Below are 15,585 nucleotides of genomic sequence, written 5' to 3'. Positions count from 1 at the left end.
GATCCTCACAGGCGTGGCGACGCGGAGAGCGCAACAAGGGACTTCGCCGTCGCGCCGCGGCCCCGGCCCCACGCCGGTCTGACCCTGAGAAACTCTGGTCGGCCCTGACGGGCACTAGGGTGCGTTTGCTAAAACGTGTCCCCACCGGGGATCGGCGTGCCGGGGAGCCAGCCTGCTGATTGGAGAATCTCGGCAGCGATGTCGGTGAGGGGGCGGTCGTCGGTCCGCACTCTGTATGCCGTGCTGGCGGCGTCGAGTCTCGCGGCGGCGAGTTTGCTGCGTCCGATGTGTTCGTCCAGCGCCGTCCCGACTTCGCGCTGAGTCAGACGCTGTGACGCCGTCTCGTCGGTCGCGGTCAGCAAGACGCCGAACGAACGGACCTGTCCGCCGAGCGCGGCGCTGAGCGAAGGTATCTCGAGCACGCTCACGGTGTTGGTGAAGATCAGGCGCGAGTAGCCGATCGAGCGGTAGTTGCGCCAGATCGCAGCGAGGTTTCGTCCGGCGAGGTCGATTCCTTCATGCCACGGCTGGGGGTGCGCCTGATCGAGGTTGTCGCCTTCTATGACCGCATGACGGATGTCCGCGCGCGCCAGCAGGTGCGACGCTTCGGTAGCGACTGAGGACTTCCCCACGCCGGAGCGACCACCGATGAAGATGACCTCTGTGGGAAGTTGCAGGGCCATTCCCCCATCTTGCTACGAGGTGAGCCAGTGCAGAGTCGCTGCGAGGCAGAGTCCGGCGTGGTGGTTGCGGGCGGCCTTGTCCGATCGCAACGCGATCCCGCGCCACTGCTTGAGCTTGTTGAAGCAGCGTTCGACGATGTTGCGCCCTTCGTAGCGTTTCCGCTGCTGGTCACCGAAGTCGATCGGCCGTCCTGGCTTCTTTCGGCGGTGGGCGATCTGATCGTCGCGTTCGGGAAACGTCGCGGCGATGCCTCGTTCCCGCAGCCACGCCCGATTGGCCTTGGAGGGGTAACCCTTGTCGGCCAGCAGCGGATCTGGTCGTGTGCGCGGTCTGCCGCGGACGCCGGCGACGCGGATCTCGCTCATCGTGGCCATGAGCATGCTGGTGTCGGCGGCCTGCCCAGGGGTGAGGATGAAAGCCAGGGCCCGCGCCTTGCCGTCGCAGACCAGATGGCTCTTGGTCGTCAACCCGCCCCGGGAGCGGCCGATCGCGTGATTAGGCGGCTCGTCGCCGAACTTCTTGTAGTTCGACGCCGCCCCTGTGGCGCGCGGCAGGGTGGCGCCATGCTGGTGCACACGGACGATTGTGGAGTCGATCGACGCGACCCAATCTAGGTCGCCGCTCTGCCGCTCTGGTGCGCGAGGGACTGCTCCTTCTCCAGCAGCCGTGCCCAGACGCCTTGCTCGGCCCACCGGTTGAAGTTCTTGTAGATCGTGTTCCAATTCCCGAACCGTTCCGGCACGTCCCGCCACGGCACACCGGTACGGAACCGCCACGCCGTCGCCTCGACCACGACCCGCCGATCGACCGGCGGCCGACCCGTCGACTTCACATTCGGGAACAGCGGCCCGCTCACGGCCCACGCCTCATCCGAGATCACGTCACGCTGCACGCCTTCAAGACTCGCCCGAGCCCTGCCGAAACAGGTTTAGCAATAGGGCCTAGGGCGAGGGCTACTCGCTGTCTCCTCGCACCGAGGTGTCAATCATCGCGAGCAGCATCGGGTAGATCACGAACGACTGCGGTCCCAACGCGAGGGCGCGGAGCGGGTCCTCGGCGACGCACAGGACCAACAGTATGGAGAGGAAAAGCAGCTGCAGACGATCGGCGTTGAACACGCGTCTGGCGTTCATATAGGCCGTGACCATGACCATCAGGATGAGGAGAACTGTGACGATCCCCCCAGTGGTGAAGAACGTCACAAAGAGGTTGTGCCCGGTAGTCGACACGAACCCTATCGCCGTGGTCAGCTCGTTCACTTCTCGATACGAAGATCCGCCGCCACCGATCAACCACGCACCATCCAGTGTCTGACGAAGCGACGTCATCCAAATGAGGCCCCGGTTCGTGAAGAAAGTGGGGTTGGTTGTGAGGAGCGGCAGAAAGACGATCACAAAAGCTAGCCCGACGATCGCCGCGGACAACAGGCGACGAGCCACCGGTTCAGAGGCCTTGATGGCGATGATGCTCGCGCAGAGGGCGAATACAGCGGCGGCGGTAGACAAGCGGGAGGCGGACCACAGCAGCGCTCCGGCTACGAGTACAACGGCCGCCAGGCGGAATGTTCTCCTGAAGTTCAGAGCAACAAAGGGAAGAGTCAATGCGAGGGAGAGTCCGAGAGCATTCGAGTGACTATAAGGCCCCGCGAGGATATCGTTACCGAAAAGGGCCTTATCAGCGTTCGCCGCCCAGTCGCTTGACATGAACGCGAGAGGCGACACTAATGCGAACCCCACGGAAATGACCGCGGTCGCCACCCCAACCCAGGCAAGGAGGCGATAGATGTAGCGAGCCGGTGGTCGCACTAGCATCCATGCGAATACGAATACGGGGAGCGTCACGCTCGTGAGGGACACATCGGCGCCACTGAGCAAGTTGATAACGCCCCACGCGACAAGCAATAGAACGTACGGCCCGGGCCGGGCGGCCGCCACACGTGGCAAGGAGAAGAGGATAGCAATTAGGAGCAGGCCGAAGGCCCCGTACGAAAGCAGGTTCGAGGCTCTAACCGCCAGCTCGGTGGCTTCAACCGTCGCGGACAGTCCGCTGATCTGACCGCGTCCCGCTGTCAGCAGAGTGAGCAGGTTCGGAAGCCAACCCAACAGCCATACACAAACGATCGCAAGCAAGACTGCAGCAAGTGAGGTTCGTTCAAGAGCGGATGCCGGTGCGATCGCTCCTCGCTGCTGCTTCCGGCTCAGCACTCTTTCTGCGGTCATGAGCGCCATCCTACGGGGGCGGCGGGTTGAGGCCCAGCCAGCACGTTGTGCTCAGCGGCGCCGCAGGTTCGAAACGAGTTCCCACAGACGGCGGGTGTCGCTCGCCCTGGGGCGGAGAACCTTCGATGGAGGGATCTCAAACACGCGCCACGCGATAACCACCACCATTAGCCCAGTCAGCGCATTTGCCACCGCAGCAGCTGTCGCAGCTCCGACTGCGCCGAGCACGGGGACCAAGAGAAGGAGCAGCACGACATTCACGGCCACGCCCGTCATGATAGCTATGCTTCTCAGCCAGGGCCGCCCCCGTGCCGAAATGCCCGCGGCAAGGACCGACCCTGGGTTTCCGAGCACCGTGCCTAGCAAGATGATGCTGACGACGAGCGGGACGGACGCGAACTCGACGCCGAAAAGAGGGACAACGACCAAGAACGAAGCGCCGGCCACAGCTCCGGCCATGGCTACGGTGATCAAGGTTGACAACCTCGACGCGAGGGCGAGCGCTTCGTCGTCCCGAGAGGCGGACTCTCGAGCGAAAATCACGTCTCGAACCGCGATATTGAAGACACGGGCACTATCGGCAATGCTGACGGCAACTGCGTAAACGCCAAGCGCTGCGGCACTGGACAGCGGCAGGATGAGGGTTTGATCGAGTCGGGACAGCACCACTCCCGCGAGTACGCCCGGCCAGACCGAGAGCCCGAAACCCACAATCCTTCGGTGGGGCTCCAACGGCGCCCCTGGATGGAGCAGCGGGATGATCACGAGATACGTGAGGCCGCCGACCGACAGCGCGGCGCTGAGGAGTATTGATGCCGACAAGGCGCTGAGATTCCCGGTTGCGAGCAAAGCGACCACTCCCACCAGCTTGACCGTCGAGCTGACGATCTGCTCGGCGACGACGAGGGACCACCGCTGTAGCCCGCGTGCGAATCCTCTGCCTATTCCGACCCACAGTGCGGGTGTGAGAGCCGTCCCACAGATGCGTATCAAGTCCCGGAGCTCGTCGGACCCGCCGGAAAGCGGCGGCGCCAGCAGAAAGACCAGCACCGTCCCTGCCACCCCGACGACGGTGAGCAATGCCCAGTTCGCGAGAAATGAACGTCGTGCGTACCGACTGAACCGAGCTGTGAAGTGTGTCACCGCGTCCGGCAAACCGAGAGTCAGGGCCGCGGCGGCGAGAAACAGGGGCGCTGTAGCCGCTGCGAGCTCCCCCCTCGCAACAACTCCCAGCCCTTGAGCCAGTAGGGGCGCGGTGACGAGCGCAACGATCGGGGACGAGAGATTACCGAGCGTCACGAGGGCAATGTGCCAGGAGCTGCCCCGCTGCCTCATGAAGCAAGTTCCTCTTGCATTGCCGCATTGAGGAGATCCAGGTCAGCATCCGAGTATGTTCGGCGGATCTGTTCGTCGTTCGCGCCAGCGGTCACGTTCGAGTGCTTCAAAGCCCCCCGCTGGGTGCCCGAGAGGGTATCGAAAGCGACCGAGCGTCGGCGGACCAGGCTCACCCGGATGCCCTCGCGCAGCGCGGTGTTGTGCAGCCAGACATCGTCCGCGCGAGGGCAGACGGGCACGAAGGCCTCACCCCGGTCACGTAGGGCCTTCTGCATCGCTGAGGGGTAAAGCACACCCGAGTGGCCAGTCCCGAAATTCAGGACCGAAGGACGTGGCTCCGCACTGAATGGCCATGCGTCGTACGGCGTGATCGCTCCGTCCCGATCGACGCTGATTCTGCGAGCACGGTACGCGACGACGCACGCCGGCATTCTTCCACTTGCTTCTACGAGATCGGACAGCCAGCGAGGCGGATAGATCACGTCATCATCCGCGGTGACCAGGGGCGTCTCGAGGTCCTCCATCGAGGACACGAATGGGTAGTACTTGGTGTGCGGACCATAGTTCGACGTCAGCCTGACCTCCAATCCGCGACGCTGAAGGCGGACGAGGGCGGGAGGAAGCGACTCGAAGATTGCAGGATCATCGATCCACAGCAGCAGCCGAGACGGACGACTGTCGCCTCGTCCAATGCTCTCAATTGTGATGTGGCATCGACGTAAACGAGAGCCATGACTGGTCAGCGATACCACCGGGCCTGCAGTCGATACGAGGCGCTTCCGGCCATATCGCGCGAGCGCCCGCAGCGCGAGCGCCCACACCAGTACCTGGCAACGCCGAAGGCGATATCGCACGGACCGGACAACTCTGCTCATTTCGTTCGCTGCCCGCTCTGACGAGAACGGGCGGCCCCGAAACCGCGCACAAGGTCACGCAATGCCGCGTCGTATGAAGAGTTGACCAGCGGCCATGTGTAGGACGCCAGTGATCTTTCCAGGGACGATTCGGACGATGCAGTCTGCGCCGTCCGATCGCTCATCAGCTCAACGACGGACGCGGCGATGGCGGTCGGCTCCGGAGGACAGAGGCGAGCTCCAGAGCCGAGGACTTCACGGTTGTAGACCGTATCCCGAGCGACGATCGGCGTGCCGGTCGCCATCGCCTGAACCAGTGTCGGATTGGTTCCTCCCACGCTGTGCCCGTGGAAGTAGACGCCCGCATGCTGCCACAGCGACAGTAGACGGGCATCGTCGCTGATATGGCCGAGGGCATGCACATTGGGGTTCTTCGCGGCGAGCGCGTGGGCCTGCTCATCGAGGGGGCCGCCGTATCCGGATGAACCGACAATCACCACGGGATACTTTTCTGCGATGAGCTCGGCGGCGTCGAGGAATTCTGGGATGGTGTTCTCTGGTACGAAGCGAGCCACCACGAGCACGTAACCGCGGTGTTCGAGGCCGGGCTCGATCGGCAGCTCCGCCGGCACGTCACCGCCGTACGGGATGAAGACACCTTCGCGCCCAAATTCGGTGTTCCAGCGTCGTTCGATCTCACGCGAGTCAAACACCAGGTTGTCAGCGAACCTAGCCGTGAACTTCGCGCCCATCTTGAACACGAATTTCGCCAGGCGCCCCCACTTGGCGCGGTCCCACTCGATGCCGTCCACGTTGACGAGGGTCTTGATGCCGCGCATCTTGAGAAGCGGTAGGAAGTAGCCATTGGCGACGTTCATCACCAGAGCGACGTCGGGCTTGTCCTTCAGCGCGTGCAGTGACGCTGTAAGCCCGTATGACAGGGTGCTGAGCGACTTGCTCTCGACACCGCCGGTCACCACCGTGCGAATGCGGACGTCGCGTTCCGGGTCATCGTCCTTCGTCGCGCCCTTCCGGCCGTACACGATGACATCCCAGCCTTCGTCGGCGAGATACGGTGACAGCTTTCGAACAGCGGTCTCGAAGCCGCCGTAATAGCTGGGGTACCCGCGTGTACCGATGATTGCGACAGATGAAGCCATGCCGTTTGCTGCTCCCACTCATGCTCGGATGAATTGCACCGCTGCCGTCGGGATGCCCGCCTACCCTATCGCGACCCGGTTGAGCCCATGCGGCAGCTCACAAGGGGGGGACAATCCCCGGGGCCTCCTCGGCATGCCTGGATGCGTCCCCAGTTGCTAGCCTGCCGCGCAGGAGGCATCCCCATGACTGATGAACTCGACCATGAGCTACTCCAGGCCGTCTCGGCGTACTTGAAGCGGGTGGCGGCATCCGATCGAGACGAACAGGCCGTGCGGCGTACGCCGCTCGGTGACGCGGTCTCGGAACACCTGGGGGCGGATGCCTCGCAGATCGCGGTCGTCTCCGAAACCGTCGCCGACCATCGGCTGGTCGACGCCGACATCGCACTCGAGACCCTGGCCGGGCCGGACGGTTCGCTGATCGGCATCGGCGGCGGCGAGCAGCGTCTGCATCAGAGCTTTGCCGAGCTGATCGCCAATCCGTACGCGAGGTTCCAGCCGGGACCGGTCGACTACAGCGAGCGTGCCACCGGCCCGGCCAGCACCCGCCGCGTGGTCGCGATGGGCGTATGGCTGCTCAGCTTCGACGGAGCGCCGCTCGCCGTCCTGCAGCGCGCGGCGTCTCCTCGCTCGGGCCGCGACACGGCGGTGCTTGAAGTCATGGCGAACGACCACGAGGTCACCGGGGCGTTCTTGGAGCGGCTCCGCGAAGTGATGATCGAGAAGAGCGTCCTGCGCGGGCAGGTGCTCTCGTTCCAGCCGACGCAGTTCGGCCATGAGGCCGGCGCGACGTTCCTGCCCCGCCCGGCCGTTTCGGCCGACGACATCGTCCTCGCCGACGGCGTGCTTGACGAGGTCGTCCGCCACGTCATCGGCATCGGTGCCCACCGAGACGAGCTGCTGCGCTCCGGGCAGCACCTCAAGCGTGGCGTTCTGCTCTACGGCCCTCCGGGAACCGGCAAGACCCTCACCATCCGGCACCTCGCAAGCCGCGCGACGGAGGCGACCGTCGTGATGCTGACCGGCGACAGCATCCGGTTCATCCCCTACGCGACCGAGATCGCGCGCACGTTCCAGCCGTCGATCGTGGTGCTCGAAGACATCGACCTGGTCGCGATGGAACGGCACATGACCCCGCAGCCCCTGCTCTTCGAAGTACTCGAAGCACTCGACGGGCTCACCGGCGACGCCGACGTCACCTTCGTGATGACCACGAACCGTGTCGAAGTGCTCGAGCCGGCTCTCGCCGAACGTCCCGGACGCGTCGACCTCGCTGTCGAGATCCCCCGCCCCGGACACCGCGAGCGCGAGCAGCTGCTGCGCCGCTATGCCGGCGGTCTCCCCTTCTCCGACGCCGCGATCAGCGCCGCCGCCTCCGCGACCGACGGCGTGACGGGTTCGTTCGCGAAGGAACTCATCCGTCGCGCCGTGCTAGCGGCCGCGATCGAGCAGCAGCCCGTGTCCGACGCCCACCTCTCCCGGATGCTCGACGAGATCATGGACTCGCGGCAGCACCTCACCAGACGGATGCTGGGAGCCAGCGAGACCGAGTGACGGACACACGCCGCGGCGCCGAGACCGACGCCGGCCCAAGATCCCCCTCGCGGGGGACGCGCCGCCCCTGCTGCACTTCGTACGCTCGAGGGAAATCCCCCAGACAGGAGCGACCGGTGTCCGAAACGAACGAGCGCGAAGAGGCCTCGACCTCTGTCTGGTACTTCGTCGGCGCGACCTTCATCCTCACGATTCCGGGCCTCATGTTCCCCGAGCTGCCGTGGTGGGCGCGCATCGGGCTCATCCTGCTCGGCTTCGGGGTCATGATCGCGGGCTTCACGCGGTTGCGGCGAGAGCTCGGCGCCGCCCGGCGCCCCGCGACCGACGAGAAGCCGGACGACGGAGCAGCATCCGATTCGCCCCCACCTCCCCCGACGAACTGAGCGCGGCGTGGGAGTCGACATCTGGAAGCGTCTGCTGCGTTGCGGGCACAAGCAAGCCTCAGCTGTCGCCGATCCGCCGCCGGGCCAACGCGGCGGACCGCCCCGAGATCCGCCGCCGTTCTGACGTCACCGCCGGTCCAACGCGGCGGACCGCCCGACGAGCCACCGCCGTTCTGACGTCCGCGCTGTGCCGCATCACGGGGTGACTGCTCCTTCACCGTGGGTTCGGACAGTCGCGCCATCTCGTTGCGATGCGGGTCGGATGAGTCAGCGCACCGGCGCGACCCGCCGTCTCGTCATCACGGTATCGGGGTCGAAGAACCCGCCGACCGCTCGCGGTGATATGAGGCGATCGACGAAAGGGAGGCGTTGCGTCGGAACCGGCAACCGACTGCGAAGGGTCGCGATACCGATCAGAGCGATGAACGCCGAGAGCATTTTGTCGATCACCGACGTGAGCAGGTTCGCCGAGAACGCGGCGAGCACCACCGGCAGGCCGAGCCCCGCGATCGACGAGGTGACTCCGTCGGAGCCGTGCCCGGAGTACCCGCCGAACATCAACAATCCGAGGGGGGTTCCGATGAGCGAGCACGCTACGGCGACCAGCAGAGTCAGGTTCACATAGCCGAACAGATTCGCACCCATGCCGAACCGGCGGATGCCGTAGGCCCAGACCAGTGCTCCCGCGACGTTCACCAGCGCGAACGGCGCGGCCCCCGGGGACCCGATGACGAAGCCGAACACGTTCGTCGACAGGCCCACGAGAACACCGGGCCCGGGCCCGAAGAGCATCGCTGCCACCGCAGTGCCGGCCATGTCGAGGTAGATCGGCAAGTGCAGAGCCTGAACCGTCGCCATCCCGGCGAAGTTCGCCGCGAGACAGGCGAGCAGGATCATCGCGACAGTGCGGCGTCGCAGGTCAGGGCGGACGGCGACGAGCCTCTCCGCATCCCGCGCCGACGTCGGCAACGCGTCCGCGGCGGCGGGCGACGACTGGCGCACGAGGTCGCGCGTCCGGCGCGCCCGCCGATACCGGGCGACCCACCTCTCGGCCTCGGCCTCGTCCGCACCGAGCGCCACCACGATGTCGCGCAGAAGCATGACGTCGATCCGGGCGCGGCCCGGCCGGAATGCGTCGTACACGGTGGTTCGGGGAGGTTGAGCGGCCGCAGGGCTCACACCCCGCTCGATGCGCTGACGTGTGATCCGCCGGACGAGCTCGGCATACGAGACGGGACCCGTCCGCTCCTTCAACGCGAGCAGATCACGGGCGATGCCATCGAGCGAATCGTGCTCCACGGCACCCGGATCGTTATGGTCATGCATCGGTGTTCCCCTAGCGGGCGTCATCTATGTCGTTCGTCGCATATGGCTGGTGAACCCCATCACGATGCGGCGCTCAACTGTAGCGAGGTCGGGGCGGGCTGTGTTCGGACTTGTTCGGAAACCGTCGAACACGCCCCGGCGAGCAAAACACGCTCTCGCTCCCTGCCAACGTGTTCATCGCGGCCCGTCATCGCTCAGCGGGTCGTCGACGAAACCCGGCCGGCGGAAGTCCCCGAGCCCGAGTTCGCGTCGGTGGCGCCAACTGTTGGGGGGTGGCGCCACCGACAGCTCGAGCGTCCGAGCGGTCCCTACAGATGCCCGCAGCGGACGACCGTCGTGGCAGTTCCCCCGCCGCGTCCCCGCGCGCCTCTCCAACGTCGATACTGAGAGGAACACCTTCCCTGAATCAACGGAGAGTCATGCGTAGCGTCCCCCTCGGTCGGAGCAACATCCAGGTCCCCAACGTCGTGGCGGGGATGATGCGCATCGAAGACCTGAGCGACGACGCCATTCGCGCCCTGTACGACCGCTCGCGCGAGGTCGGCGTCAACTTCTTCGACCACGCCGACATCTACGGATCCAGCCGTCATGGCTGCGAGCGTCGTTTCGCTCAGGCGCTCCAGCTCAGCCCGAGCGAGCGCGACGAGATCACACTGCAGACCAAGACCGGCATCGTGCCGGAGGAATGGCACTTCGACCATTCCTACGAGCACATCGTCTCGTCGGCGGAAGCGTCGCTCGAGGCACTCGGCACCGACCACATCGACGTACTTCTGCTCCACCGCCCCGACGCGCTCGTCGAGCCCGACGAGGTCGCCCGCGCGTTCGATCACCTCGAATCGACGGGCAAGGTCCGCGCCTTCGGGGTCTCGAACCACACCCCGCGCCAGATCGATCTGCTCAAGACCGCGGTCACGCAGCCGCTCGTCGCCAACCAGGTGCAGCTGTCGATCACGCACTCGACGATCGTCGCGCAGGGGCTCGCGTCGAACATGGCCGGTGAAGACGACTCGATCACCCGCGACGGCGGCGGGCTCGTCGATTACTCCCGCATCAACGGCATCACCCTCCAGGCCTGGTCGCCGTTCCAGAAGGGCTTTTTCGACGGTGTCATCTTCGGGGCCGAGGAGTACCCCGAACTCAACGCCAAGCTCGATGAGCTCGCCACGAAGTACGGCGTCACCCCGACCGCGATCGCGACGGCCTGGATCACCCGCCACCCGGCCGGGATGCAGGTCGTCCTGGGCACCACGAACCCGCAGCGCGTCGCGGATGCCGCCGATGGCAGCGACATCCCGCTCACGCGCGCCGAGTGGTACGGCCTCATCCAGGCCGCCGGACACAAGGTGCCCTGAGCCGCGGTTCTGCGAACGGCAGCGATTCCTCCACAGCGGGGAGCGCCGACGATCATTGCAGAATCGTAGAAATGTTCTAGTTTTGGGGGCGCTCTGGCTGCGATAATGGGAACATGGCATCGACGAGCAGGGCAGGAGCCGGGGACACGCACCCCGATCCGTTGCCGCTCGCATCGCCGCACGCGCTCGCTTTCGCGGGCTACGCGCACGCGCTCGATCTCGCGCACGCGAGCGACATCGCCTCGACCCTGGCGCTGGCTGAGCTGGGCCGATCAGCGCTGCGTGAAGCGCGGAGCACCGGCATCCGAGGCATGGCCTCCGACATGGAACTGCGCTCCGTCGCCGCGGAAGCCGCGGGGATGGCGCGTTTGACCGACCGGCGGCTGCAGGCCGAGATCGACCACGCCATGACCATCGTCGACGACTATCCGCTCGTGTTCGCGGCGTGGCAGCAGCGCCGCATCGAGCGCGGCCACGTCGACGTGGTTGTGAAGGTCGGCGCGATCGTGCCCGAAGAAGCGCGGCCCGAGTTCGAACGGGCCGCCATCGACGTCTGCGAGCGCGACATCCCGTCACGGGTACGCACGTCGCTGCAAGCGCTCGCGGAGCAGGTCCACCCTCTGTCGTTCAGCGAACGGCACCGCGCGGCGGCGGCGTGCCGAGGCGTCCGGCTCGTGCACGGCTCCGACGGCATGTCGGAGGTGATCGCGAACCTGCCCTCGGTGATCGCGACGGGAATGCTCGATCGCCTGACCCAGATGGGGCAATCGGTCAAGGATGCCCGAGCGGATGTCGCCGAGCCCGAGCCCGACACTCGCACCATGGATCAGCTTCGCGCCGACGCCCTGGCCGACCTCGTCCTCGGGGGCGCGCCGGTGGTCGACCCGACCCACGGCACCGACCGCTCCGGCCCGCTGGGGGCGATCCGCGCTCACGTGCAGGTCGCCGTCACCGCCGAGACGCTGATGGGCAAAGACGAGCACCCCGCCGAAGCCGCGGGAGCGACGCTGGTCGACGCCGACACGGTTCGGCAGCTCGCCGCGCAGACCACGACGTGGGACCGGCTCTTCATCGACCCCGTCACCCGTACTCCGGTCGAGATCGACACGTACCGGCCGGCACCGGCGATGCGACGACTCCTCGCCGCCCGCGACCAGCACTGCCGATTCCCCGGATGCCGCAGAGCCGCGATCCGGTGCGAGATCGACCACACCATCGATTACGCCAAAGGCGGCCACACCCACATCTTCAACCTCGCCCACCTCTGCCAAAGACACCACTCCATGAAGCAATTCACGAAATGGGAAGTCCGGCAGGTCGGGGCCGGGGTGCTGATCTGGACCTCACCGCTCGGGCGGGTCTACCGCGAAGACGTACCGGTACCCGCCGTCTGTTTCACCCCGGCGATCACCCCACCACCGGGTGGGCTCGGCGCACCACCCCGCGCCGACGCTCCGCCGGATGCCCCGCCGTTCTGATCCGTCGCTGGTCCTAACCCCCAGAGACGTCGCCCGCGCTCGCGAGCTGCCGGCCCGCTTCGTCGCGGGAAGTCCGCGTGAGGCGGCATGGAGCTTCCCACCCGCCGCCTGTCTAACCTCAGGCGCCGCGGCATTCGGCCGCCCGCTACGGTCGGGGGCCTCTCCCCCACAATCCGTTCAACCGGTCGACGGTGCGCGCGACGTTCTGCTCCCCGACGACACCCGACAGCGATTCGCCGAACCAGCGATGCCATATGGCATCCAGCCCGTCGCGAGAGACCTCGCCGTCGCGTCGCAGAAGCTCGGCGACCGGACCGGCCTCGAGCGCGTACTCATCCGCGGGCGGACCATCGGGGCTCCCGGGTTCGAGCTCGTATGGGTCGAGCTCCGACAGCACAGCGAGCACGGCCGCCACGAGCTCGCGCGCATCCGCGGGCTGATCACTCGCGCCGGGGATGCCCGGCGAACCGGTCACCGACCGAAGAAATCGCCGAGGTTCGGGAGCTCGAAGTTCGAGAGCTGATCACCGAAACCCGACACCTGGTCGCCGAGACCGGCCGCCTGCTCGCCGAGCCCTCCGGCGATCGACTCCGCGTCGAAGCCGGAGACGAGGCTCTCGGGGTCGATACCCGACGCGATCGCGTCGAAGTCGACGAGGCCGGCCGCCTGCTCGAGCATCGGCGCCGCAACAGCACTGACGATCGCGCCGCCGGCGACGGCGGCGAACAGACCGCCCGCCGCGGCCACTCCGGCGCCCGCCAGCATCCCGGCACCCGCTGACCGCGCACCGCCCGCGCCGGACCCGCCGCGGACGCGCGTCAGCATCCCGCGTAGCGATCCGGGCGTGAGCATCTCGGCACGCGTGGCCGCGCGCGCCAGCACACCCGGCTCGGACGATGCGGGCCGCTCGTGAAGAGGCAGGCTCCCCGACAGCCGCGCCTCGACCTCGGCCCGCTGCGCCGGACTCAGCCGCGCGAAGGCGTCACGGTGGATCTGTTCGAGCTGCGCCGGATCAGCGGTCTGCACGAGGTAGTCGTACCGCGCGATCGCCTGGCGATCCGCGCCGGTGAGGGCACCTGACGACGGCGGTGTCAGCCCCACCCGCCCGTGCGCACCAGGCCCGGCGGCCGTCGTGGCGTCCGGAGTCGCTCCGCGCGGCGCTTGCGGCTGCCCGGCACCGCGGCCCTCCCCGGTCAGCGCGTCAGCGGCGCCGCGGACGATCGACCGCCAGTCTCCGCCGCCCGCGCCCGCGGCTCCTGTACCCGCGCCCGGTGCAGCCTTGTCACCGAGCGCCTTCGAGGCCATGCCGATCAGGCGATTGAGCTTGCTCATGCCCAGCACGGTAGGCCAACAGCTGATGAGACCTCTGAGAACGGACTCCGCCATCGCCAGCCCATATGGCGATCTCGTACCGAATTCGTTCAATTGAGTGAATTCGAGAAAAGTGTCTGGTCTCGGGTGTTCACGCACTGCTATGTTTCGCGGAACGCGCTGATGTCTTTGGGGGGCATGCGTGTTCTCGGCCCCACCCGTGCTGTCGGGGCGGCCGGAGCTGTTCGGCCGACCCATCCGTGCGGGCTTCTCGCCACACGATCATGAGGTCTCAATGCCTGTTCACACGTCCCTGCGCCGGAGAGCCGTCGCTTTTCCTGTCGCGCTCGTCGTCGCATTCGGCGCGGCCGGGTTCGCCGCCGCGCCCGCATACGCCGCGACCGCGGATTCCGCCGCCGAGTCCACTCCCATCGAGGTGACGATCGAAACGGATGCCGTCGACGAGGGCGCCTCCAACGACATCGCCCCCGCAGAGGGTGCCGCCGAAGAGGGCGCCGCCGAAGAGGGCGCCGCCGAAGAGGTTGTTCCCGGAGAAGGCGCCGCCGAAGAGGGCGTCACTCGAGAAGGTGCCGTCCAAGAAGGTGCGGCCGAAGAAGGCGGCGCCGAAGAAAGCGCCGCCGACGGAAGCGCCACCGAAGAAGGGGCGGCTGAAGAAGGGGCGGCTGAAGAAGGGGCGGCTGAAGAAGGGGCCGCCGAAGAAGTCATTCCCGGCGCCGCGCCGGACGCCGAAGTCCTCCCGTTCGCGGTGCTGAGCCCGGAGCCCGACGCCAGGACCTTGACCCGGACCGTGCTGTTCGCGGGCACGGGAGCCGACGGCGCGATCGTCACGTTCACCGACGACGAGGGCACCCCGCTCTCCGGCACGGTTCCCGTCACCGTCACCGTCACCGACGGCGCGTGGACGACGACGGTCACCTTCCCCGACGACGCCGACGCGGCACAGAGTGTCGTGATCGTCCTGGCCGCCGAGGGCGCCGAACCCGAGAGCCGCACCGTCTCGTTCACCCTGCCCGAGCCGGGCGCCGAGGTCCCGTTCGAGATCGTCACCCCATTGCCCGGCGAGACGCTGCCGACCCGCACCGTCCTGTTCTCGGGCACGGGCGACGAAGGCGCCGTCGTCACGGTCCTCGGTGTCGACGGCCAGCCGCTTCCGGGAACGCAGCCCGTCACCGTGGTCGCCGGCATGTGGCTGGTGCCCACGACGTATGCCGACGACGCGCCGGTGTCGCAGACCGCGACCGTCGCGCTGAGCGTCGCGGGCGAGACCCCGCGCACCCTCGACGTGTCGTTCGAGCTGCCTGCCACGCCCGCCCTTCCGGCTCCCGTCATCACGAGCCCGGCAGCGGGCGAGATCGTCACCGGCGACCGGGTCACCTTCCGGGGCACGGGGCAGCCCGGCGCCTTCGTCGGACTCCTGGTCGTCCCGACAGCTCTGGCTCAGGATGCCGCCCTCGGCGGCGATCCCGCAGACGGCGAGATGTCGCTCCTGGCAGCCGAACCGGCCGCTCCGCCGGCGCCCGCCAACCCCGCCGACCCCATCCCGGTCGCCTCCGACGGCACCTGGTCGGTCACCGTCGCACTGGCCCCGGAGGACTACACGGTCGTCGTGGTTCAGGCATCCGATGCCGCCGGCATCACCGGCCTCTCCGACCCGTCGGCGCCGGTCGCGTTCAGCCTGCGCGCGGCGCCCGCCGTCGTGCCGGTGCTCGCCGGCAGCGGCTCGAACCCGAGCTCGAACGTCAACGCGAACTCGAACGGCGAACGCCTCGCCGCCACCGGTGGAGACGACATCACGGGCCTGTTCGGCATCAGCATCCTCGTAATGCTCGCCGGCGCAGCGACCGTCGTCGCCACCCGCCGCCGCGCCACGCAGGGATAACCCGCACCGCAGCACCACAGCACCAC

At 67.2% G+C, this 15,585-nt stretch carries 15 protein-coding genes; 5 read left to right on the top strand and 10 right to left on the bottom strand.

The window, feature by feature from the left end; translation table 11 throughout:
* Positions 1-128: 128 nt before the first annotated feature.
* The 7 genes from ACPYN5_RS00145 to ACPYN5_RS00115 form a co-directional block, all read right to left on the bottom strand.
* Positions 129-683 carry a DEAD/DEAH box helicase family protein gene (locus ACPYN5_RS00145; protein ID WP_424446953.1) on the bottom strand — a complete coding sequence of 185 codons (555 nt, stop codon included), beginning with the start codon at positions 681-683 and terminating at the stop codon, positions 129-131.
* Positions 684-695: 12 nt separating this feature from the next.
* Positions 696-1,376, bottom strand: a complete 681-nt coding sequence (locus tag ACPYN5_RS00140; RefSeq protein ID WP_424446952.1) for an IS5 family transposase — start codon at positions 1,374-1,376, stop codon at positions 696-698.
* Positions 1,295-1,576: a transposase gene (locus tag ACPYN5_RS00135; RefSeq protein WP_424446951.1), complete on the bottom strand. Its 282-nt coding sequence runs from the start codon at positions 1,574-1,576 to the stop codon at positions 1,295-1,297. Before ACPYN5_RS00135 ends, ACPYN5_RS00140 begins: the two co-directional genes overlap by 82 nt.
* Before the next feature lie 61 nt (positions 1,577-1,637).
* Positions 1,638-2,903, bottom strand: a complete 1,266-nt coding sequence (locus ACPYN5_RS00130; protein ID WP_424446950.1) for a hypothetical protein — start codon at positions 2,901-2,903, stop codon at positions 1,638-1,640.
* Between the two features lie 51 nt (positions 2,904-2,954).
* Entirely contained in the window at positions 2,955-4,202 is a 1,248-nt protein-coding gene (locus ACPYN5_RS00125; protein WP_424446949.1) for an oligosaccharide flippase family protein, read from the bottom strand.
* Between the two features lie 32 nt (positions 4,203-4,234).
* On the bottom strand, positions 4,235-5,059 hold the full coding sequence (locus ACPYN5_RS00120; protein WP_424446948.1) for a hypothetical protein: 825 nt from the start codon (positions 5,057-5,059) through the stop codon (positions 4,235-4,237).
* Positions 5,060-5,109: 50 nt separating this feature from the next.
* Positions 5,110-6,252, bottom strand: a complete 1,143-nt coding sequence (locus ACPYN5_RS00115; RefSeq protein WP_424446947.1) for a glycosyltransferase — start codon at positions 6,250-6,252, stop codon at positions 5,110-5,112.
* A 183-nt stretch (positions 6,253-6,435) separates the two neighbouring features.
* Here ACPYN5_RS00115 and ACPYN5_RS00110 point away from each other — a divergent pair, with 183 nt between their 5' ends.
* Positions 6,436-7,806, top strand: coding sequence for an AAA family ATPase (locus ACPYN5_RS00110; protein ID WP_424446946.1), 1,371 nt, complete (start codon positions 6,436-6,438; stop codon positions 7,804-7,806).
* A 116-nt stretch (positions 7,807-7,922) separates the two neighbouring features.
* Entirely contained in the window at positions 7,923-8,189 is a 267-nt protein-coding gene (locus ACPYN5_RS00105; RefSeq protein ID WP_424446945.1) for a hypothetical protein, read from the top strand.
* 267 nt (positions 8,190-8,456) lie between these two features.
* On the opposite strand, the gene ACPYN5_RS00100 is transcribed toward ACPYN5_RS00105, so the two are convergent.
* Positions 8,457-9,515, bottom strand: a complete 1,059-nt coding sequence (locus ACPYN5_RS00100; RefSeq protein ID WP_424446944.1) for a hypothetical protein — start codon at positions 9,513-9,515, stop codon at positions 8,457-8,459.
* Positions 9,516-9,934: 419 nt separating this feature from the next.
* Here ACPYN5_RS00100 and ACPYN5_RS00095 point away from each other — a divergent pair, with 419 nt between their 5' ends.
* On the top strand, positions 9,935-10,870 hold the full coding sequence (locus tag ACPYN5_RS00095; RefSeq protein ID WP_424446942.1) for an aldo/keto reductase: 936 nt from the start codon (positions 9,935-9,937) through the stop codon (positions 10,868-10,870).
* A 113-nt stretch (positions 10,871-10,983) separates the two neighbouring features.
* Entirely contained in the window at positions 10,984-12,348 is a 1,365-nt protein-coding gene (locus ACPYN5_RS00090; protein ID WP_424446941.1) for an HNH endonuclease signature motif containing protein, read from the top strand.
* A gap of 145 nt (positions 12,349-12,493) precedes the next feature.
* On the opposite strand, the gene ACPYN5_RS00085 is transcribed toward ACPYN5_RS00090, so the two are convergent.
* Positions 12,494-12,823: a hypothetical protein gene (locus ACPYN5_RS00085; RefSeq protein ID WP_424446940.1), complete on the bottom strand. Its 330-nt coding sequence runs from the start codon at positions 12,821-12,823 to the stop codon at positions 12,494-12,496.
* Positions 12,820-13,680: a cation-transporting ATPase gene (locus ACPYN5_RS00080; protein WP_424446939.1), complete on the bottom strand. Its 861-nt coding sequence runs from the start codon at positions 13,678-13,680 to the stop codon at positions 12,820-12,822. The genes ACPYN5_RS00085 and ACPYN5_RS00080 overlap by 4 nt, the downstream gene beginning before the upstream one ends.
* Before the next feature lie 274 nt (positions 13,681-13,954).
* Here ACPYN5_RS00080 and ACPYN5_RS00075 point away from each other — a divergent pair, with 274 nt between their 5' ends.
* A complete protein-coding gene (locus tag ACPYN5_RS00075; protein WP_424446938.1) occupies positions 13,955-15,559 on the top strand; it encodes a hypothetical protein in 1,605 nt (534 codons plus the stop codon).
* Positions 15,560-15,585: the final 26 nt, after the last annotated feature.

The organism is Microbacterium arborescens (assembly GCF_049707515.1).
GTDB classification, from domain to species: Bacteria; Actinomycetota; Actinomycetes; order Actinomycetales; family Microbacteriaceae; genus Microbacterium; species Microbacterium arborescens_B.
Note: the sequence above shows the minus strand (reverse complement) of the source record. Positions and strands in the feature narration are given on the sequence as shown.

Excerpts from the sequence above, each read along its gene's own strand:
- ACPYN5_RS00080 (WP_424446939.1), bottom strand. The coding sequence starts at position 13,680 with ATGAGCAAGCTCAATCGCCTGATCGGCATGGCCTCGAAGGCGCTCGGT.
- ACPYN5_RS00090 (WP_424446941.1), top strand. The coding sequence starts at position 10,984 with ATGGCATCGACGAGCAGGGCAGGAGCCGGGGACACGCACCCCGATCCG.
- ACPYN5_RS00095 (WP_424446942.1), top strand. The coding sequence starts at position 9,935 with ATGCGTAGCGTCCCCCTCGGTCGGAGCAACATCCAGGTCCCCAACGTC.
- ACPYN5_RS00075 (WP_424446938.1), top strand. The coding sequence starts at position 13,955 with ATGCCTGTTCACACGTCCCTGCGCCGGAGAGCCGTCGCTTTTCCTGTC.
- ACPYN5_RS00110 (WP_424446946.1), top strand. The coding sequence starts at position 6,436 with ATGACTGATGAACTCGACCATGAGCTACTCCAGGCCGTCTCGGCGTAC.
- ACPYN5_RS00145 (WP_424446953.1), bottom strand. The coding sequence starts at position 683 with ATGGCCCTGCAACTTCCCACAGAGGTCATCTTCATCGGTGGTCGCTCC.
- ACPYN5_RS00100 (WP_424446944.1), bottom strand. The coding sequence starts at position 9,515 with ATGCATGACCATAACGATCCGGGTGCCGTGGAGCACGATTCGCTCGAT.
- ACPYN5_RS00130 (WP_424446950.1), bottom strand. The coding sequence starts at position 2,903 with ATGACCGCAGAAAGAGTGCTGAGCCGGAAGCAGCAGCGAGGAGCGATC.
- ACPYN5_RS00115 (WP_424446947.1), bottom strand. The coding sequence starts at position 6,252 with ATGGCTTCATCTGTCGCAATCATCGGTACACGCGGGTACCCCAGCTAT.